Source organism: Pectobacterium peruviense (assembly GCF_002847345.1).
GTDB lineage: Bacteria > Pseudomonadota > Gammaproteobacteria > Enterobacterales > Enterobacteriaceae > Pectobacterium > Pectobacterium peruviense.
In genome coordinates, this window is record NZ_LXFV01000015.1 from 155,473 (window position 1) to 176,583 (window position 21,111).

Annotated in this window: 19 protein-coding genes; 8 read left to right on the forward strand and 11 right to left on the reverse strand. The window is 49.4% G+C overall.

Going from position 1 to position 21,111, the window contains the following annotated elements:
* Nucleotides 1-11 precede the first annotated feature (11 nt).
* Nucleotides 12-1,703: an AsmA family protein gene (locus A0G03_RS13230; RefSeq protein ID WP_048258108.1), complete on the forward strand. Its 1,692-nt coding sequence runs from the start codon at nt 12-14 to the stop codon at nt 1,701-1,703.
* A gap of 309 nt (nt 1,704-2,012) precedes the next feature.
* On the opposite strand, the gene fabY is transcribed toward A0G03_RS13230, so the two are convergent.
* From fabY to typA, 4 genes are all read right to left on the reverse strand, one after another.
* Nucleotides 2,013-2,954 (reverse strand): fatty acid biosynthesis protein FabY, encoded by a 942-nt coding sequence (gene fabY / locus A0G03_RS13235; protein WP_048258107.1) that lies wholly within the window; start codon nt 2,952-2,954, stop codon nt 2,013-2,015.
* Between the two features lie 121 nt (nt 2,955-3,075).
* A complete protein-coding gene (dtd, locus tag A0G03_RS13240) occupies nt 3,076-3,513 on the reverse strand; it encodes a D-aminoacyl-tRNA deacylase (protein WP_014702091.1) in 438 nt (145 codons plus the stop codon).
* Between the two features lie 64 nt (nt 3,514-3,577).
* Entirely contained in the window at nt 3,578-4,189 is a 612-nt protein-coding gene (yihX, locus tag A0G03_RS13245; protein WP_048258106.1) for a glucose-1-phosphatase, read from the reverse strand.
* 161 nt (nt 4,190-4,350) lie between these two features.
* On the reverse strand, nt 4,351-6,174 hold the full coding sequence (gene typA / locus A0G03_RS13250) for a ribosome-dependent GTPase TypA (RefSeq protein ID WP_048258105.1): 1,824 nt from the start codon (nt 6,172-6,174) through the stop codon (nt 4,351-4,353).
* 369 nt (nt 6,175-6,543) lie between these two features.
* On the opposite strand from typA, the gene glnA reads away from it, so the two are divergent.
* The 4 genes from glnA (at nt 6,544) to A0G03_RS21775 (ending at nt 10,974) form a co-directional block, all read left to right on the forward strand.
* Nucleotides 6,544-7,953 carry a glutamate--ammonia ligase gene (glnA, locus tag A0G03_RS13255; protein ID WP_048258103.1) on the forward strand — a complete coding sequence of 470 codons (1,410 nt, stop codon included), beginning with the start codon at nt 6,544-6,546 and terminating at the stop codon, nt 7,951-7,953.
* A 284-nt stretch (nt 7,954-8,237) separates the two neighbouring features.
* A complete protein-coding gene (gene glnL, locus A0G03_RS13260; RefSeq protein ID WP_048258289.1) occupies nt 8,238-9,287 on the forward strand; it encodes a nitrogen regulation protein NR(II) in 1,050 nt (349 codons plus the stop codon).
* 8 nt (nt 9,288-9,295) lie between these two features.
* Nucleotides 9,296-10,708, forward strand: a complete 1,413-nt coding sequence (gene glnG / locus A0G03_RS13265) for a nitrogen regulation protein NR(I) (RefSeq protein WP_048258102.1) — start codon at nt 9,296-9,298, stop codon at nt 10,706-10,708.
* 143 nt (nt 10,709-10,851) lie between these two features.
* Nucleotides 10,852-10,974: a YshB family small membrane protein gene (locus A0G03_RS21775; RefSeq protein ID WP_010298130.1), complete on the forward strand. Its 123-nt coding sequence runs from the start codon at nt 10,852-10,854 to the stop codon at nt 10,972-10,974.
* Between the two features lie 58 nt (nt 10,975-11,032).
* Here A0G03_RS21775 and hemN read toward each other — a convergent pair whose 3' ends face one another.
* Both hemN and yihI read right to left on the reverse strand, forming a co-directional pair.
* Nucleotides 11,033-12,406: an oxygen-independent coproporphyrinogen III oxidase gene (gene hemN, locus A0G03_RS13270; protein ID WP_048258100.1), complete on the reverse strand. Its 1,374-nt coding sequence runs from the start codon at nt 12,404-12,406 to the stop codon at nt 11,033-11,035.
* Between the two features lie 322 nt (nt 12,407-12,728).
* Complete coding sequence (gene yihI, locus A0G03_RS13275; protein ID WP_048258099.1) at nt 12,729-13,283, reverse strand: Der GTPase-activating protein YihI; 555 nt, start codon at nt 13,281-13,283, stop codon at nt 12,729-12,731.
* Nucleotides 13,284-13,486: 203 nt separating this feature from the next.
* Between yihI and yihA the strand changes: the two genes are divergently transcribed.
* Complete coding sequence (yihA, locus tag A0G03_RS13285) at nt 13,487-14,122, forward strand: ribosome biogenesis GTP-binding protein YihA/YsxC (RefSeq protein ID WP_072061979.1); 636 nt, start codon at nt 13,487-13,489, stop codon at nt 14,120-14,122.
* A gap of 208 nt (nt 14,123-14,330) precedes the next feature.
* Here the strand turns inward: yihA and spfP are convergent, their stop codons facing one another.
* The 5 genes from spfP to A0G03_RS13305 all read right to left on the reverse strand — a co-directional run bounded on the left by spfP (nt 14,331) and on the right by A0G03_RS13305 (nt 19,691).
* Nucleotides 14,331-14,378, reverse strand: coding sequence for a small protein SpfP (gene spfP, locus A0G03_RS22150; protein WP_071892919.1), 48 nt, complete (start codon nt 14,376-14,378; stop codon nt 14,331-14,333).
* Nucleotides 14,379-14,540: 162 nt separating this feature from the next.
* Nucleotides 14,541-17,330, reverse strand: coding sequence for a DNA polymerase I (polA, locus tag A0G03_RS13290; protein ID WP_048258097.1), 2,790 nt, complete (start codon nt 17,328-17,330; stop codon nt 14,541-14,543).
* Between the two features lie 378 nt (nt 17,331-17,708).
* On the reverse strand, nt 17,709-18,332 hold the full coding sequence (dsbA, locus tag A0G03_RS13295) for a thiol:disulfide interchange protein DsbA (RefSeq protein ID WP_048258096.1): 624 nt from the start codon (nt 18,330-18,332) through the stop codon (nt 17,709-17,711).
* Between the two features lie 24 nt (nt 18,333-18,356).
* The gene (locus A0G03_RS13300) at nt 18,357-19,343 is read right to left on the reverse strand and encodes a serine/threonine protein kinase (RefSeq protein ID WP_048258095.1); all 987 of its coding nucleotides are present in this window, start codon (nt 19,341-19,343) and stop codon (nt 18,357-18,359) included.
* Nucleotides 19,344-19,421: 78 nt separating this feature from the next.
* Nucleotides 19,422-19,691, reverse strand: a complete 270-nt coding sequence (locus A0G03_RS13305) for a YihD family protein (RefSeq protein WP_048258094.1) — start codon at nt 19,689-19,691, stop codon at nt 19,422-19,424.
* Between the two features lie 213 nt (nt 19,692-19,904).
* Between A0G03_RS13305 and mobA the strand changes: the two genes are divergently transcribed.
* Both mobA and mobB read left to right on the forward strand, forming a co-directional pair.
* Complete coding sequence (gene mobA / locus A0G03_RS13310; protein ID WP_048258093.1) at nt 19,905-20,483, forward strand: molybdenum cofactor guanylyltransferase MobA; 579 nt, start codon at nt 19,905-19,907, stop codon at nt 20,481-20,483.
* Nucleotides 20,473-20,994, forward strand: a complete 522-nt coding sequence (gene mobB, locus A0G03_RS13315) for a molybdopterin-guanine dinucleotide biosynthesis protein MobB (protein ID WP_048258092.1) — start codon at nt 20,473-20,475, stop codon at nt 20,992-20,994. The genes mobA and mobB overlap by 11 nt, the downstream gene beginning before the upstream one ends.
* The last annotated feature ends 117 nt before the right edge of the window (nt 20,995-21,111 follow it).

The following is a 21,111-nucleotide window of genomic DNA, read 5'->3' on the forward strand; positions in this document are numbered from 1 at the left end:
GGACTGACACGATGAAATTTATCGGGAAATTATTGCTGACCCTACTACTGCTAGCCTTTTTAGCGCTGGTGGTCGTATATGTATTACTGCAAACCAGTTGGGCGGCAGGCTGGGTGAGTAATTGGGTAAACCAAAATACCGACTACCAGTTGTCACTGGGCAAAATTAATCACGACTGGTCAACGGTCGATCATATCCAACTCACCGATGTCAGTTTTGGCCAAAAAAACCAGCCTCCGACGCTCACGGCAAAACAGGTTTCAGCAGGGTTTAGCGCGCGCCAAATTACTGAACCGCGCCATTTCGCTAGCCTGGAACTGGAAGGCGGTACACTAAACCTGTCCTCACAGGCCGCCACGCTCCCTATCGAAGCCGATGTGCTACAGCTGCGTACAATGGCACTACAGGCAAAGGACGGTGATTGGCGTCTGAATGGTCAACAGATCAACGGCGGCATTATGCCGTGGCAGCCCGAAGTGGGTTATCTACTGGGCAAACAAGGGCAGTTCCAGCTCAGCGCCCGTTCACTCGAACTCAACGATATTCCCGCCAGCCAGGTATTGGTGCAGGGCGAAATCAACCACAACCAGCTGATTCTGAGCAATTTCGGCGCTGATGTCGCTCAAGGGCAGCTAACAGGCAACGCCAGCCGCGCAGAAGATGGCAGCTGGCAGATCGGTAGCCTACGGCTCAGCAATGTTCGTTTGCAAACGCAGAGAACGCCGGAAGCCTTCTGGCAGCCTGTCACCGAGCTTCCTTCTGTTACGGTTAACCGCTTTGACCTAATTGATGCTCGTATTGAAGGGCCAGGATGGGCATTTATCGATCTGGATGTCGCACTGCAAAATGTCACGTTTAAGCAGAATGACTGGGAGAGCGAAGGGGGTACGCTGTCATTCAATGCCACCGATATTGTGAACGGCAACATGCATCTTATCGACCCTATCGTGAATCTGGATTTGTCACCGGCAGGCGTTAACATCAAGCAGTTCTCTACCCGCTGGGAAGGCGGTCTACTGCGAACCAATGGCAATTGGCAACGTAATAATCGCCGTCTACAGCTGAATGAATTTGTTGTCGCAGGGATGGAATACACGCTCCCCGGCGACTGGCGCCAGCGCTGGCAAGCGACGCTACCATCATGGCTGTCAGAAGTGAATGTGCGAAAATTCACGGCAAATCGTAACCTGCTAATCGATATCAACCCGGATTTTCCTTTCCAGCTAACCGCATTGGATGGCTACGGCAGTGATTTGCTGCTGGCTCGTAATCACCAGTGGGGAATGTGGACCGGATCGTTGAATCTTAATGCCAGCGATGCGACGTTCAATAAAGTCGATGTGCGCCGCCCCTCGATGGCACTGGTAGCCGACGATAATCAGATCGCCATTAACGAACTTAGCGCATTTACGCAAAATGGTATGCTGGATGCTAAGGCGACCATCAATCAGCAACCCGCTCGTAATTTCTCCCTGTCGCTGACAGGACGCGCCGTACCGCTGGATGTTCTGACGCGTTGGGGATGGCCAGAACCCGCAACTGCGCCGACAGGCAACACGAATTTGCAATTACAGTTAAATGGGCGACTTGCGGCCGATACGCCGCTGAAGCAGACGTTAAGCGGTACGCTACAAGGCGTGGATAGCAATGATCATCCTATCAGGCAGCAAATGCATCAGGGTACGGTCACGGAAACGCCATAAATATTACGTTTTCGAAATACGGATGAGCAAAACATCCACAGTGTCATAGCCTGCTGAGAGAACAGGGTAAACCCTCATGCTAACCACTTAAGTATAGTTTTAGGGGGAAGCACGGTGATGAGGCTCCCGCAGGGATGCCTCGCACCGTGGTAGCACCCGGTATCTCGATCCTTAAATGATCGGCATTAGGGTAAACCCCGTGAAAATCACAGGGTTTACTAAGACGAGATGCAGATATCACGAGGTACTGCTGGTTAGCGCGAAGCGTGATGTACGGATGGGAAGAGCGTCATAATAAGCTGCTGTGGGTTAATCGACTTCCGAGCCCCCCTCTTCTAATGGCGCATCCGGCTGAGCAGGCAGCACGATGTAAACCCCCTCAAATAGCGCCCCTTTATTGTCATCACCGAACAGCTCTACGTTTAACTGCACACGCGCCTTACGTCCACGCGCAAGACGATCCAGATCGCCACTCAGCGACCCCAAATCGGCAATAGCGCTCGGTCGGCCGCTCACCGGCGTACTGTAACGAATATGCGCGTCCGCCAGAATAATGGTTCCGCCAAGGTGCTGTTCACGCAGCAACAGCCAGATCAATCCCCAACCTGTGAGCGTTGCGAGAGAAAACATGCTGCCAGCAAAAAGCGTGTGATGCGGGTTCTGATTACCCGCTTCAGGCATGGTAGTGATAAATTTTTTCCCAGTGTACTGGCTTATCCTCACGCCCATTTTTTCACTCAGAGGGATATGATCGTACCAAGCCTGTTGCAGTTGCCCGCACCAGTCAGCACGATGCAGAATATCATCTAGCGTCGCCACCGGTTTGATCATCAGGAAGTGCCGTACTGGCGTCGTTTGTGGCGCTAAAATCTCCCCCTGATTAACAAAACCTAGCTTGGAGAAGAAGTCCATTGCGTCTTCGCGGGCGCTACAGACTACGCGCTTGACGCCTTCCTGACGCGCGACAGACTCCAGAGTCATCGCAAGCAGAGTGCCTAGCCCTTTCCCCCGTAGATCGGGATGAACGGCTAGAAAGCGGATTGCCGCCTCATTATCCGCATTGATAGAAAGACGTCCAATCGCGACTAGCTTCCCCTGTTCATCGACTACGGTTTGGTGATGAGCCAAAGCATCATAGGCATCGCGCTCAGAGCCTAACGGCTGGTGTAGAGGTTTACGCAGCATTTCCCAGCGAAATTGATAGTACGCATCCAGTTCTTCTGCGCTTTCAGGTACTCTCAGATGATACATAACCCTTCCTCAATGCCGATGATGCTTTATTGCACCATGGTTCATAAGATCAAACCGCTGACAAACTTATACACGGAACGGCAACGACAATGACGCTTTTTACAATACGGCTGTAGCCACATTATGTTTGCAGCCAAAACGTCACAGGGCCATCATTCACCAATGCCACTTTCATATCCGCGGCAAACTGCCCCGTTTCCGTATGAACGCCTTGCTCACGACATTGCCCGACAAAATACTGGTAGAGGCGATCGGCCTCTGAGGGATGCGCACCACGGGAAAAACCTGGTCGCATGCCACGCTGCGTATCAGCCACCAACGTAAATTGAGAAACCACCAGCACATTTCCGCCAGCCTGACGCACATTGAGGTTCATTTTCCCGTCATCGTCACCGAATATCCGGTAACCCAACACGCGCTCGCAGAGTCGCGTGGCTTTTTGCTCGTCATCGCCTTGCTCAACACCCAGCAATATCAGCAAACCCTTATCGATTTCCCCAATGATATTGCCTTCTACCGTAACGCTGGCGCTGGATACCCGCTGAATTAGCGCAATCATAAAACCCAACTACTCCTGATGTTATCATTCCCAATAGGGGCTGTGTCCGCCCCTGCGATATAAATCATGCTTTGGCCGTCGTCGCCTGCATAGCGAAAAAATCTGGCACCACCTGACGATCGGTCACCAGAATGCTGTGAATTCCCAGGCTTTGTGCAGCATCGACATTCGCGGAATTATCGTCAAAAAATACGGCCTGATCTGGAATAACACCTTCTTGCGTCAGGACATAGTGATAAATCGCCAATTCCGGCTTACGTAATCCAATGTCTTGAGACAGATAGATCCTGTCAGCCGTGGCTCCCACTTCTGGGAATAATGCAGGCCAGTGTGAACAATGGAGGCGGTTGGTATTCGACAGAATTACCACACGGTGCCCTTCCTGACGCAGGCGCTGCATGATGTCGATAACCTCAGGGCGCAACGCGACAAAAATAGCCTGCCAGCCCGCGGTGAATTGCTCGAAGCTCAGGGCGATGCCCATTTCCTGACACAGTCTGGTGGCAAACTCTTCATCGCTGATTTCACCCCGTTCATGCTGTTCAAACGCTTCTCCCATGACAAAGCGCTCTTGCAACGTCGCGAGCGGTGCGCTGCTCAGATTACTCCAGACGCCCAATACTCTTTTGAAATCAATATCAATGACGACATTACCCAAATCAAAGATATACAGCATGGCAGCCACCTCCTGACGCAATCGTAGGATTTTCACTGTAGCGGGAAATGGCGAAACTGAACAGGGAGGAAATATAAGGAAAGGTTAAAGTGGAAGAAAGCGCATAAAATTCAGGACACCCGAAGGTGCCCTGTTGCGTGACAATACAAATCGGTCTGAAATTAGACGTCTTTGCTGCCGCGGCTCGCGCGCTTACGATCGTTTTCGGTCAGGTGACGCTTACGAATACGAACAGACTGCGGCGTAACTTCAACCAATTCGTCATCATCAATGAACTCCAGCGCTTGTTCCAGAGACATTTTGATAGCTGGAACCAGTGTGGTTGCTTCATCAGTACCTGATGCACGCATGTTGGTCAGTTTCTTACCGGTCAGACAGTTTACGGTCAGATCGTTAGAACGTGAGTGAATACCGATGATCTGGCCTTCATACACTTCTGCACCGTGTCCGAGGAACAGCTTACCGCGGTCTTGCAGGCTGAACAGTGCAAACGCAACTGCTTTACCCTGACCGTTAGAAACCAGCACACCGTTCTGACGTTGGCCAATTTCACCCTGACGCACGTCATCGTAGTGGCTGAAAGTGGAGTACAGCAGACCAGTACCAGACGTCATGGTCATGAATTCGGTACGGAAACCGATCAGACCACGAGCAGGGATCAGGTAATCCAGACGGATACGACCCTTGCCATCTGGGATCATGTCTTTCACATCACCTTTACGCTCACCCATGGCTTGCATGACTGAACCCTGGTGCTGTTCTTCGATGTCCAGCGTAACGTTTTCAAACGGCTCTTGGTTACGACCGTCAATAATACGGTTAATAACCTTCGGACGTGATACGGCCAGTTCAAAGCCTTCACGACGCATGTTTTCGATCAGAACTGACAGGTGCAATTCACCACGGCCAGAAACGCGGAACGCATCGGCGTCTTCGGTTTCGTCAACGCGCAGGGCAACGTTATGCACCAGCTCTTTGTTCAGACGCTCCAGAATCTGGCGCGACGTCACATACTTACCTTCTTTACCGCAGAATGGTGAAGTGTTGACGTTGAAGAACATGGTAACGGTAGGTTCATCGACGCTCAGTGCTGGCAGCGCTTCGACATTCTGCGGATCGCAGATAGTGTCGGAAATGTTCAGCTCGCCCAGACCGGTAATCGCGATGATATCGCCCGCTTCCGCTTCAGTTGCGTCGATACGCTCCAGACCCAGGTGAGTCAGAACTTTACCTACTTTACCGTTACGAGATTTGCCTTCGCTATCAACAATAGTCACTTGTTGGTTAGGCTTAACTTTACCGCGCTTGATACGGCCGATACCGATAACGCCAACATAGTTGTTGTAGTCCAGCTGAGAAATCTGCATCTGGAACGGCGCATCCATCTCAACCTGAGGCGGAGAAACGTGATCGACAATAGCCTGATACAGCGGAGTCATATCTTCCGCCATCTCGTTATGGTCGAGACCCGCGATACCATTCAGCGCAGAAGCATAAATGATAGGGAAATCCAGTTGCTCGTCGGTCGCATCCAGGTTCACGAACAGGTCGAATACCTGATCGACAACCCAGTCAGGACGCGCACCAGGACGGTCAACTTTGTTGATAACCACAATTGGTTTCAGACCGTTGGCAAACGCTTTTTTGGTCACGAAACGCGTTTGAGGCATAGGGCCATCCATCGCATCAACAACCAGCAGTACCGAGTCAACCATCGACATTACACGCTCAACCTCGCCGCCGAAGTCGGCGTGTCCCGGGGTATCTACGATGTTAATACGGTAGTCTTTCCAATTAATGGCGGTATTTTTTGCGAGGATGGTAATTCCACGCTCTTTCTCCAAATCGTTGGAGTCCATTACACGCTCAGTTGCTTCGACACGTTCACCGAACGTTCCGGATTGTTGCAACAGCTTGTCAACCAGGGTGGTTTTCCCATGGTCAACGTGCGCAATAATGGCGATGTTACGCAAATTTTCGATCACAGCTTTGCCTCAGGCATTTAGAAATAGCGCGCTATTGTACACGTATTAATCGAGGGACTAAACAAGATCACAAGCATCTATGATAAACAACCTAGAGCTGCCTGCTTTGTGATCCCTTTCACGGTGCAAAAGCGCTACAAGCGAACATGAATGCACCAAATAAGTGCAATAATTCACATATGGAGCACCATTTTGGTGCTTTAGACTATAATGGTGCAGTGGGTTTACGTGAGAAAGCCCCAAGGAGCAACACATTGCACACATTTAAAAAGTTGGCACACTTTTAGCTTTAGTCTACTCACGGCAACAACATCAATCCACAACGATATTCGTTCCACGACGATAAATGACCAATCGGGAGAACCAAGTATGTCCGCAGAACATGTTTTGACGATGCTGAATGAGCACGAAGTGAAGTTTGTTGATTTACGCTTCACTGATACTAAAGGTAAAGAGCAGCACGTCACCATTCCGGCTCATCAAGTCAATGCCGACTTCTTCGAAGAAGGTAAAATGTTTGATGGTTCCTCGATTGGCGGCTGGAAAGGTATTAACGAGTCAGACATGGTTCTGATGCCTGATGCTAGCACCGCGATGATCGATCCGTTCTTCGAAGATTCCACGCTGATCATTCGTTGTGACATCCTTGAGCCAGGCACCATGCAGGGCTACGACCGTGACCCGCGTTCTATCGCGAAACGTGCGGAAGATTTCCTGCGTTCTTCCGGTATCGCCGATACCGTACTGTTCGGGCCTGAGCCAGAGTTCTTCCTGTTTGATGACATCCGTTTCGGCAGCAGCACTTCCGGTTCTCACGTCGCTATCGACGATGTCGAAGCTTACTGGAACTCCGGTAAAGCCTACGAAGGCGGTAACAAAGGTCACCGTCCAGGTCTGAAAGGCGGCTACTTCCCAGTTCCACCAGTCGATTCATCACAGGACATCCGTTCTGCTATGTGTCTGACCATGGAGCAAATGGGTCTGGTTGTTGAAGCTCACCACCACGAAGTGGCTACCGCTGGTCAAAACGAAGTGGCTACTCGCTTCAACACCATGACCAAAAAAGCTGACGAAATTCAGATCTACAAATATGTCGTGCATAACGTGGCTCACGCCTACGGTAAAACAGCGACCTTCATGCCAAAACCAATGTTCGGTGATAACGGTTCTGGTATGCACTGCCATATGTCTCTGTCTAAAGACGGTACTAACCTGTTCGCTGGCGACAAATACGGCGGCCTGTCTGAAATGGCTCTGTTCTACATCGGCGGTGTTATCAAGCACGCTAAAGCCATCAACGCCTTGGCAAACCCAACGACCAACTCTTATAAGCGTCTGGTCCCAGGCTACGAAGCTCCAGTTATGCTGGCTTACTCTGCCCGTAACCGTTCTGCTTCAATCCGTATCCCAGTTGTTGCTAGCCCGAAAGCACGTCGTATTGAAGCGCGCTTCCCAGATCCAGCAGCTAACCCGTACCTGTGCTTCGCTGCACTGCTGATGGCTGGCCTTGACGGCATCATCAACAAAATCCACCCTGGCGATGCAATGGACAAAAACCTGTACGACCTGCCGCCGGAAGAAGAAGCAGAGATTCCAAAAGTTGCAGGTTCTCTGGACGAGGCCCTGGCTGCACTGAACGAAGACCGCGAGTTCCTGACCCGTGGTGGCGTGTTCACTGACGACGCTATCGAAGCGTATATCGAACTGCGTAAACCAGAGATTGACCGCGTTCGTATGACGCCGCACCCAGTTGAGTTCGAACTGTACTACAGCGTTTAATAACGAAAGCATCTAATATTTATACCCTAAATAATTCGAGTTGCGTGAAGGCAGCCAACGCACAAGCAGCTTGAAGTATGACGGGTATATCTCGGCGTGGTTGGGTGTGCTGATATCCAACCATGACCGATGAACAACAGAATACTAAGAAGTTTGTTCTTGTTGCCGTGGAAACGCTTCAGCCCATCTTCGGATGGGCTTTTTTCACCACCGGCATTGGCCGTTGCGACGTAACATCCATCATCCACACTACAATGCACCATGCTGGTGCGGGAGTCTGCGTTATGGCAACAGGCACGCTGCCCGATGCTGGGCAGATCCTAAATTCCCTGATAAACAGCATCTTATTGCTGGATAACGATCTGGCGATTCACTATTCCAACCCGGCAGCACAGCAATTACTGGCACAAAGTTCGCGTAAATTATCCGGCACACCGCTGCCCGATTTGCTGGGATATTTTTCTCTGAACGTCGATTTGCTGCGTGAAAGTCTGGATTCAGGGCAAGGTTTTACGGATAACGAAGTCACGCTCGTCGTGGATGGTAAAGCGCACATCATGTCGCTCACCGCTCAGCGGGTACAAAACAATTTTATCCTACTGGAAATGGCGCCGATGGATAACCAGCGTCGTCTCAGTCAGGAACAGCTTCAACATGCACAACAGCAGGCCGCCCGTGATTTGGTCCGGGGCTTGGCGCATGAGATAAAAAATCCGCTTGGCGGATTGCGCGGTGCTGCACAGTTGCTTGCCAAAGCATTGCCCGACCCGGCACTGACGGAATATACCAAAGTCATTATTGAACAAGCTGATCGTCTGCGTAATCTGGTTGATCGCCTGCTCGGGCCACAGCAGCCTGGCCTGCACGTTACCCAAAGCATCCATCAGGTTGCAGAACGCGTTTGCCAACTTGTTTCGCTGGAAAAGCCAGATAACGTGACGCTGGTAAAAGACTATGACCCCAGCCTGCCAGAGTTGACGCACGATCCCGACCAGATTGAACAGGTACTGCTGAATATTACCCGCAATGCGCTACAGGCGCTGGGCGAGGAAGGCGGGACGATTACGATACGTACCCGCACGGCTTTTCAGCTTACTTTGCACGGCGTGCGCTATCGTCTCGCCGCACGTATTGACGTGGAAGATGACGGCCCTGGCGTACCCGCTCAGCTACAGGACACCCTGTTTTACCCGATGGTGAGCGGACGCGAAGGGGGAACCGGTTTAGGGCTTTCCATCGCCCGCAGTCTTATCGACCAGCACTCAGGTAAAATTGAATTTAACAGTTGGCCAGGACACACCGAATTCTCGGTTTACCTGCCCATTCGCCAGTGAGGTTCACAATGCAACGAGGGATAGTCTGGATTGTCGATGACGATAGCTCCATCCGTTGGGTGCTGGAGCGCGCGCTTGCTGGTGCGGGTTTAACCTGCGCAACGTTTGAGAACGGAAATCAGGTATTGCATGCGCTAACAACACAAACACCCGACGTTCTGCTGTCCGACATCCGCATGCCAGGGATGGATGGATTAGCGCTCTTACAGCAAATCAAACAGCGCCACCCGATGCTCCCGGTCATCATTATGACGGCACATTCCGATCTGGATGCCGCCGTCAGTGCTTATCAACAGGGTGCGTTCGACTATTTGCCGAAACCGTTTGATATTGATGAGGCCGTCGCGCTAGTTGAGCGTGCAATCAGCCATTATCTGGAGCAGCAACAACCGGTACGCAACCAGCCGATCAATGGCCCGACAACGGACATCATCGGCGAAGCACCTGCGATGCAGGATGTCTTTCGCATCATCGGTCGTCTGTCTCGCTCATCGATCAGCGTGCTGATTAACGGCGAATCGGGAACGGGTAAAGAACTGGTGGCACATGCCCTGCATCGCCATAGTCCGCGCACCAAAGCCCCTTTTATCGCCCTGAATATGGCGGCAATTCCCAAGGATCTGATCGAATCGGAATTGTTTGGTCATGAGAAAGGCGCATTTACGGGTGCAAACCAAATTCGTCAGGGCCGCTTTGAGCAGGCCGATGGCGGTACGCTGTTTCTGGATGAAATCGGCGATATGCCGCTAGACGTGCAAACACGCCTGTTGCGCGTATTGGCCGATGGGCAGTTTTATCGCGTTGGCGGCTATGCGGCGGTGAAAGTGGATGTCCGCATTATCGCAGCAACGCACCAAAACCTTGAACAGCGCGTGCAAGAAGGCAAATTCCGTGATGACCTGTTTCACCGCCTGAATGTGATCCGCGTTCATCTGCCGCCACTGCGTGAACGTCGGGAAGATATTCCCCGTCTGGCGCGTTATTTCTTGCAGGCAACGGCCAAAGAGTTGGGTGTCGAGCCAAAGAATTTGCATCCAGAAGCGGAAACAGCACTAACGCGTTTACCGTGGCCTGGCAACGTTCGCCAATTGGAGAACACCTGCCGCTGGTTGACGGTCATGGCTGCCGGTCAAGAGGTGCTGATTCAGGATCTGCCGCCGGAGCTATTCGAGACCACTGCGCCCGATTCTACTGTGCATATCTTGCCAGACAGTTGGGCCACGCTATTGGCACAATGGGCCGATCGCGCGCTGCGTTCCGGTCATCAAAATCTGCTAGCGGAAGCACAGCCAGAAATGGAAAGAACACTGCTTACGACAGCATTACGGCACACGCAGGGCCATAAACAGGAAGCCGCAAGGCTACTGGGATGGGGCAGAAATACCCTAACGCGTAAACTAAAAGAGCTGGGAATGGAGTAGCGAGATTGCTTTTTTATTACTCAATTGTTAAGAAATAAACTGGTGATAAAAAATACAATCTGGCGCACGAAATTGTCATTAATTTGTCCTTTACTTGCCTCGAGTCAGCAGTATGATCGTGTCGCTGATTCGGGAGGAACACCATGCTGGACTCATTGATTTCTGCAGCAACACATGGCGCTGAAATTGGCTCCGCGGCAAGTCATTCGCCGCAGGCTGCTATTGCCGCCGTTTTGTGTGCTGCACTGATTAACTTCTTTAGTTAATCCTATAAACGTTTGAGAACAGCCAGCCGGTACTAACATCGACTGGCTGTTTTTTTTGTTAAATCACGCGGGAAAATTGCTGCGTTCTGAGCTTGCTACGTAAATAAACATCAAAACACATACAGATATTGCGGATCAGCAAACGTCCTTTCGGCGTTACCACCAGCCCGTCTTCCTGACTATCGACTAGCCCATCAGCCACCAGCGGTGCCAATAACGCTAAATCCTGCTCAAAGTAGGTTTTAAAGTCGATGGCATATTCCGCTTCAATCGGCGCATAGCTGAGTTGGAAATTACAAATCAGCGTCTTAATCACATCGCGGCGGAGACAATCATCACGCGTCAGCTGTAATCCACGCCATAAGCCATTTCCTTTGTCTTTAACCTGAGCATAATACTGTTTCAGCTCTTTCTGGTTCTGGGCATAGTTATCACCGATCATACTAATCGCCGAAACGCCCATACCAAGAAGATCGCTATCGCCCTGCGTCGTATAGCCTTGGAAATTGCGATGCAGCTTCCCTTCCCGCTGCGCCACCGCCAGCTCATCATCCGGGCGAGCAAAGTGATCCATACCGATAAACTGATAGCCCGACTGCGTCAGCGAGCCAATCGTCTGTTGCAGAATATCCAGCTTTTGCTCCGCGCTCGGTAAATCCGCGTCTTTAATCTTGCGCTGTGCCGCAAACAGGCTGGGCAAATGCGCATAGTTAAAAACGCTAAGCCGATGCGGATTTAATTCCGCAACGCGCTGTAGCGTAAAAGCGAAGCTTTCTGGCGTTTGTTTCGGCAGACCGTAAATCAAATCAATATTGGTGGAGGCGAAACCAAGCGCCTTCGCCCGTTCAATGAGGGCAAAAATAAAGTCTTCATCCTGCTCACGGTTGACCAGCTTCTGAACGTCTTTATTAAAATCCTGCACCCCCATGCTAAGACGGTTAAACCCTTCAGCACGCAGATGATCGAGGACGTCCAGTTCAATTTCTCTCGGGTCAACTTCAAGCGACAGCTCAGCCTGCTCAGAAAAAGAGAACAGCTCGCGCAACAGCGACATTAGCCGGCTAATTTGTATTTTATTCAGGTAGGTTGGCGTACCGCCGCCCCAATGCAATTGCGTCACCGTTCGTCCAACGAATAGCGGTGCACGCTGGCGAATTTCCTGCTCTAGCACATCAAGGTATTCATCGGCTTTATGCTGCTGGCGCGTAACCAGCTTATTACAGCCGCAGAAATAGCACAGCCGATGACAAAAAGGGATGTGGATATACAACGACAGCGGTCGCGCCGGATAACGGGCGATGGCATGCTGAAATGCAGGCTCATCGTAAGCTTCACTGAATTCTAACGCTGTGGGATATGATGTATAACGCGGCCCAGAATAGTTATATTTTTGAATCAGGGCCAGATCCCAGTCAACGGACGGTATCGACATATTCGCTCACTCCTTCCAGTTTTTACTCGGTGGGTTATCCTTCCCCTCCTTCAGATCACCAAAAAAATGGCGTTCAGAAACGCTCCCTGCGTTTTGTTACTCGTCTCATCCTTGAGACTCACCCTAAAGGGCCGTCACGTTGTGACGTTCAAAAACGCTCCCTGCGTTTTTGTCTTGGGCGTCGAACCTGATTCACGCGCCCGTTAAACAGGGCGCGATGCAATCGGTGCTTACGCTTCGACAATAGCCATAGTTTACTGAACAGACAGAGCAGATAAAACGCCACCAGCAATATCAGGAACAGAAACAGCCATTTCATTGATTAGAGCGCGTCTTTCGGGTTATTACGTTTTAAAAGCTGCAACATGTCTTCCTGTTGCTCTTCTTCGTCATCATCACCCAGCTCGATTCCAAGCTCTTCCATCAGGATATCGATACGATCCAGCGTTTCATCAACCCATGATTGATCTTTAGCGCTCAGCGTTTCACCGCTATCCAGACGATCCAACAATGCATCCAGACGCGCATCATTTTCTAACATTTCCAGCTCTTCTTCCGGTGACATTGCTGGCTTGGCAGCACTGACTTTTTCCACAGGCTCAGAAGGCTTCAACTTAGGCTTCGGTTTAACGATAGCGCTATCCAATACGCCAAGCTGTACAGGCTTTTTGCTGCCGATACGTGGATCGGCGACTTTACGTTGGCCAGAATTCTGATCGGTAGACGATTTTTCCTGAGTCCGGCTACCCGCTGCATGGCCACGATGTTTTTTATCTCTTTTCCGATCCCGCGCTTCACGTTCCAGCTCTTCGCGGGTTTTTCTTTTTACTTTAGGTTTTCCTGCCTTATCGGCAGCCCCTTTGACAGGTCGGTTCATAATGTTGTTCTCAGGTACACAGATATAAGGGAAGTGCGGCGGAATCTAGCAGAAAGCTGCGTAAGAAAAAAGCGCCCACATCAGACGGCTGAGCTTTTCTTTTCACACTCACCCGTTGCATTTCGAGGCAGATAAAGCCGCCTTTATTGTCAGTTACAGGTATAATCCCCAACCAGACAGAGATCCAGATAGAGATAACCATCGTGACCCAGCAATATAACTACCACATGACGCGTTTTATCATCAGCGCCCCGGATATTCGCCATCTGGCAACAGATAGCGGTATTGAAGTGGCCTTTGCTGGGCGCTCTAACGCCGGAAAATCCAGCGCGCTGAACACGTTGACCAACCAGAAGAGCCTAGCACGAACCAGTAAAACACCGGGTCGTACCCAGTTGATCAACCTGTTTCAGGTAGCTGACGGCGTGCGTTTAGTCGACCTTCCCGGCTACGGCTATGCCGAAGTACCGGAGCAAATGAAGATCAAATGGCAACGTGCGCTCGGTGAATACCTGCAAAAGCGTAACAGCCTGAAGGGTCTGGTTGTGCTGATGGATATTCGTCATCCGCTGAAAGATCTCGATCAGCAAATGATTCAGTGGGCAGTCGATGTCGAACTTCCGGTCTTAGTACTGCTGACCAAAGCCGATAAGCTGGCTTCAGGCGCACGTAAGACACAGTTGCATATGGTTCGCGAAGCTGTCGCGCCATTTATGGGTGATATTCAGGTCGAGGCATTTTCGTCACTGAAAAAAATCGGTGTCGATAAACTACAGCAGAAATTGGATAACTGGTTCAGCACATTGCAACACGTTGAAGAAGAACAAGACGCTGAATAATCCTTTCGCGTGGTGCAGAGTGCCATAACTCGCATCACGTCATCACTTTCCCTCGACGGTCCCCCACCAGAGACGTTCTTTTCACACCCGAAATAGTGCTAACACGTTGCTGTCTGCCACGCTGTCGCCGGCATTTTTGCGGGTAAAAAAAACCTGGATAAAGCCCATAAAAAACGCCCCGCTCAAAACTGAGCGGGGCGGCTAATATTCAGCCAAATCCGATTACGTGAAGTAAAAGGTCTGAAAGATAGAACATCTTACCTCTGTACCCTACATCTTTAACTCTACCCTATTTTTTCGCGGGAACAAAGGCTTTTTTGTTGTTTACTTTCATACAAAATGGTTATCGATTACACAAAGTTAAACCAGGTCACACAATACTGTTATTTAATTACAGAAATAGCACAAGAATCGGCCATTAATGCGCTTGATCCCAATTCATGCCTGTACCGATATCTACCTGTAACGGGACATTTAATTGCATACAACCCTCCATTAATACCTTGATTTTACTAATGGATTCTTCAATAACCGAATCATGAATCTCGAAAACTAACTCATCGTGAACCTGCATGATCATCTTCACCAACGGTGCGTCTTTCTGTAGCCACTCATCAATTGCGATCATCGCTTTCTTGATGATATCAGCTGCCGTCCCCTGCATCGGGGCGTTAATCGCCGCACGCTCAGCGCCTTTACGCGCCATCGCATTACGCGAATGGATGTCTGGCAGGTAGAGACGGCGACCATCCAATGTGGACACATAGCCATGCTCTGCGACCTGTTGCCGCGTCCGCTCCATGTAATCCTGCACGCCTGGATAGCGCTCAAAATACAGGTTCATGTACTTCTGTGATTCGCTACGGGGAATATTCAACTGACGTGACAAACCAAATGCACTCATACCGTAGATCAGACCGAAGTTGATCGCTTTCGCACTACGACGCTGTTCTGACGTCACCTTATCCAATGCGATGCCAAACACTTCTGACGCCGTTGCTCGGTGGATATCCAGCCCGTTTGCGAACGCATTCAACAACCCTTCATCACCCGATAGATGCGCCATAATACGCAGTTCGATTTGCGAGTAGTCAGCCGCAACAATGCTATAGTCTTTAGGCGCAATGAATGCCTGACGAATACGGCGTCCCTCATCATTACGCACCGGGATGTTTTGCAGGTTAGGGTCGCTGGAAGACAAGCGTCCGGTTGCAGTAACAGCCTGATGATAAGAGGTATGCACGCGCTTCGTGGCCGGATTGATCATCAGCGGCAGCTTATCGGTGTAAGTAGATTTCAGCTTGGCTAAGCCACGATATTCCAGAATCAGCTTAGGCAGAGGGTAATCCAGCGCCAACTCAGCCAGCACTTCCTCATTCGTTGACGGTGCGCCCTTTGGCGTTTTCTTCAGAATCGGCAGCTTTTGCTTTTCATAAAGAATACCCTGTAGCTGTTTGGTCGACGAGAGGTTGAATTCTTCGCCAGCCAGCTCATACGCTTGTGCTTCCAGCTCAGCCAGACGCGTTGTTAGTTCTTTTGAGTGTTCTGCCAGAATTGCGGGATCGATCAGCACGCCAGTACGTTCGATGCGGGATAAAACCGGAACCAATGGCATATCGATGGTCTGGAAGACCTGACACAGATCGGCATGCGGCTGGAGTTTCCCCCATAGCGTCTGGTGTAGATGCAGCGTAACGTCAGCATCCTCAGCCGCATAAGGCCCAGCCTGTTCCAGTGCGATCTGATTAAACGTCAGCTGATTTTTCCCCTTACCTGCAATCTCTTCAAAGGTAATGGTTTTGTGTTTCAGATAGCGCTCGGCCAAGCTATCCATATCGTGACGACCCGCAACGCTGTCGAGCACATAAGATTCCAGCATGGTATCAAACGCGATGCCGCGTAAATCGATGTCATATCGCTGCATCACGCCCTTATCAAATTTGAGATTCTGACCAATCTTAAGCAGCTTCTCATCTTCTAGGAGCGGTTTGAATAATGCCAATACTTGGGCGCGATCCAACTGCTCAGGCGCATCCAGATAATCATGAGCCAACGGCAAATAAGCCGCTTCGCCTGGCTTAATCGAAAATGACAGACCAATCAGATTGGCGGTAAGCGTATCCAGCCCGTCAGTTTCCGTATCGAAAGCGAAAACCTCGGCCTGTTTTATACGCTCAATCCAATCCAACAGCGTTTTTTCATCAAGAATCGTGACATAACCATCGGCAGAAAGCGTAGGCGTGCTGTCTTCTTCAACCGACTGCTCGACCACCGCATTACTCACCGTCTGAACAGGCTGGCTGCTCTTTTTACCCTGCATCCAAGTGCCTGATTCAATATCTGATAACCAGCGTTTAAATTCATAGCGGGAGAAGAGGCGATGCAGTTCATCCACATCCAGTTCGTTGACGGTGAGCTGCTCACAGCTGAGCTCCAGCTCAACATCCGTTTTAATGGTAGCAAGCTGATAAGAGAGGTAGGCCACTTCTTTATGCTGTTCCAGCTTCGGTGCCATGGTTTTTGCACCACGGAAGGAAAGCTCAGCAATTTTATCAAGGTTAGCATAGAGCGAATCCAGCCCACCAAGCCCTTGTAATAACGCCTGTGCAGTTTTCTCCCCCACACCAGGTACACCGGGAATGTTATCCGATGCATCCCCCATCAGCGCGAGGAAATCGATAATCAGCTCAGGTGGAATACCGTACTTATCACACACTTCTTGTGGGCCAAGAATCGTGTTGTTCATGGTATTAATGAGCGTCACACTTGGTGTCACCAACTGCGCCATATCTTTATCGCCAGTACTAATCAGCACCGACTTACCGGCTTTTTCCGCCTGCACGGCGAGCGTGCCAATCACATCGTCTGCTTCTACGCCAGAAACCGCCAGAAGCGGTAGCCCCATCGCTTTCACCATATTATGCAGAGGCTCTATCTGCTCGCGTAGATCCTCCGGCATCGGTGGGCGATGAGCCTTATAGTTTTCGAACAACTCGTCGCGAAACGTTTTCCCTTTCGCATCAAAAACAACAGCAACGTGGCTGGGATGATATTGCAGCAACAAACTGCGTAGCATATTCAGTACGCCATACATTGCACCGGTTGCTTCTCCCGCGCTGTTTGTTAACGGAGGGAAAGCATGATAAGCACGATACAAATAGGATGAACCGTCTACCAGTATTAAAGGGTTTTCTGCAATCTGAGCCATAGCCTGCCGTGATCGTTGTGGTCTGTCATAGCGCTAAGCATGCCATAGGTCAGGGAAAGAGACGATCCTTAACGTAAGATATTGGCTGATTTTGCATGGATCCTCGCAAGATCCTTCTGTGGATAACTTTGTGAATAGTTTTATCTGTTTAATTACTAATTCCTATTATTCTCTTGGTTTGTTTTTTTATATTCATAAATTTCATTAAGTTATAATATAAAGTGTTTATTTTAGAGACACAGTAATCCGTCATCCCATTTGTGGATATAAACAAAGAGATAAATAGATATTGTGGTGTGGCGAGATATAAAAGATAAGAGGGTGAACCGCGGGAAGGTATAAAGCCATGCGGTTTTACCCGCATGACTTATTAAATGATTACTTTTTGGTAATGAGGAATTTCACCACATCAGCGTACTGTTTTACATATCCGTCCATTGAACTAGTATCAAGACCATCATTCTTGATCATATATTTACCGTTAACGAACATGGCTGGAACGCCGCGTAATTGTAAATCTGCAGCCGCTTTTTCCTGCTGGGCAACCAGAGATTTCACAACAAAACTATTCAGTGCATTATCAAACTCTTCTGCAGTCACACCTGCTTTTACAAAAACAGCGCGAATATCTTCTGGTTTTTGTACGGTCTGAGTTTTCTGAACAGCATCAAACATCAGAGGAGTAACTTTATCTTCTACGCCCAGCGCCATAGCAACAGCCCAAGCCTGCGTCAGGTTTTTACCCAATGGGCCCAAGAAGTCCACGTGATAACGTGTCATCTTCACCCCTTCTGGCAGTGCCTTTTTTACTGCATCTGGAACATGATAAACCTGTTCAAATTGATAACAGTGCGGGCAATAGAATGAGAAAAACTCAAGAACCTGAGGCTCTTGAGTTGCTGGTTTATCTAATTCTACATATTGCTTACCGTCAGAAAATTCTGCAGCAGAAGCACTAAATGCCAGAACAACGCCAATCAGCGCAAGCCATAACTTTTTCATAAATTTAACTCTCTCCATTTAATTTCAGTACATTGGCATTAGCTGTAGAGGGGGCTCCTGCAACAGCTGAGTTTGCCCAATAAAAATTGCCGTTTGCTTCAACCAAAAATCAGCATCCGTCATCCAAGGGAAATTTTTCGGAAAAGCAGGATCCTCCCAGCGACGAGCAACCCAAGCCAGATAATAAACCTGCCGCATCGCACGAAGAGGCTCAATCAGCGCGAGCTCTTTCTCCTGAAAATCCGCAAATTCACTATAGGCTTCTAACAAGATATCCAATTGAATGCGTTGTTCACGACGGTCGCCGTGCAACAGCATCCATAAATCCTGTATTGCCGGACCATTGCGAGCATCATCCAAATCAACAAACAGAGGGCCATCACGCCACAAAATATTTCCTGGGTGACAATCCCCATGTAGACGCAGTGGCCGCCAGTCGCTGTGCCAATAAGTTTCAACTGTATCAATCAGTTGACGGGTTGCCTGTAAAAAACTATGTCGATGTATTTTCGGTATTAGCGGACATGTCTCCAACAGCCGATAAGGTTCATGCAGATATTCATTTACCCCTATCGTCGGGCGCTCGGTGAATAACGATTTCTGCCCCGTCTGGTGAATCCGTCCGAGAAAACGGCCTACCCACTCTAGCTGCTCTTCATTATCCATTTCATACTGCCGTCCACCCACGCTGGGGAATACAGCAAAATGAAATCCTTCATAGACGTTCAATGTCTGCCCATTAAGCGAGACTGGGGCGACAATAGGGACTTCATCTTCTGCCAACTGCAGGGCGAAAATATGCTCTTCCTGAATCTGTGACTCGCTCCACCGTTCCGGGCGATAAAATTTCACTACGAATCGTTTACGATCTTCATCCGCAAACTGATATACCCGGTTTTCATAGCTGTTTAATGCCGTCAGGCCGGAATCAACGCGCAACCCAACATCCAGCAAAGCATCCACGATCAGATCTGGGAATAGCGTCTGGAAATTAAATACCGAACTATTCATCGCGGCCACAAATGGTCAGAGGCGACATAAGATATACGCGTGCAATAGTTAGCATCATGAACGTGTTATTCCTTTCCACTAGTCTTTAATAACCCCACGGGCACGAAGCAATGCTGTTTTGAAATCTTCCTCGTAGTCTTTCTTCAGACCGGGAATGACTTGTTCTTTATCTGAATCACGCATTTTCAGATGGTAAATAAGGATATCATCTGTCAGTTCATTTAACTGCCCCTGGAACCCCGCCTCCTGTGCAAGGTTTTGTAAAAATTGTACCAGGTTTAAATCGGGCTCTTTTTGCCAGGCTGGATGCAAGAGTTCAATCAGCTCATTAACGCGATGACATTTCATTTTTTTCTCCTTAAAAACGATTTGTACTCAATAAATTTCAATAAGTAGAAAACAGCTTGAGCAATGTTGAGCATATAGCGATAAAAATAACAGCCTTGCGCACATGAGGAAAGAGCTTGGTCTTCTGTGAAAGTTTTTAGAGAATAACGTATGGTTTCTCCCTCACTAGCTTTCGGTACAGAGAAAAATGGAAATAGATAATTGGGAAGTGAAATGATTACAGGCGTTATTCTCGCGGGCGGACGTGCAACACGCATGGGTGGACATGATAAAGGTCTGATAGCACTGAACGGTATACCGCTATATCAGCATGTCTTATCTCGGCTTAAAACACAGGTCGACGAGGTCATCATCAGCGCTAACCGCAACCAGGATGTGTATGAACAAAGCGGATGCCGAATTATTAGTGACTCTGATGCAAACTTTCTAGGCCCATTAGCAGGTATCCTAAGTGGGTTACATGCCTCCACATCCGAGTGGGTCGTATTCGTCCCTTGCGATGTCCCAGCACTCCCCCTCGACCTAGTACACCGTTTGTGGCAAGCGCGGGGGGAAGCAAATGCAACTTATGCCACAGACGGAGAACGTCCACATCCCACATTACTCTTAATCAATAAGAACCTTATTGAACGGCTGGAAGCTTATCTGCATCTAGGAAACCGTAAGTTAATGCTATTTATGGAACAGGTCGGAGCAAAAACCGTTTCATTTAACGATCAACCTGAAGCCTTTCACAATTTGAATTCGCCTGAGGATTTATCCAACTGGGAGGATCAACACAGTGAGTTCTGATCATCTACCTTTGCTCGCTATTGTCGCCTACAGCGGTACAGGCAAAACAACATTACTTAAGCACGTCATTCCTCTGCTGACTAATCAGGGTATTCGAATCGGATTAATTAAACATACGCATCATCAGATGGATATTGATACACCAGGTAAAGACAGCTACGAGTTACGTAAGGCAGGAGCTGCGCAAACTATTGTTGCCAGCAGCCAAAGGTGGGCATTGATGACGGAAACGCCTGAACAGGGAGAACCCAATCTTTACGATCTGGCAGGTAAAATGGATGCTTCAACTCTCGATCTGGTAGTGATTGAGGGTTTTAAACACGAAAAGATCGCTAAAATAGCCTTATTTCGTCAATCGTTGGGCAGAGAGTTAAGTGATTTGATCGATGAACATGTCATCGCAATTGCAGCTGATTCAGAGATAGACACCACACATCCAGTGCTTGATATCAATCAACCAGAGCAGGTGGCTAGTTTTATTCATCAATGGCTTCAAAATGGCCGTCTATAGTGCGGAGCAGACTGTAATTCATACCGCATCATTGGCGGAATATTGGGCAGAAAACAACTTCCGCGTCCCCAAGAACCGTCCTTGCGTCGCGTAATCATCATACTCTCAGCGGATTCT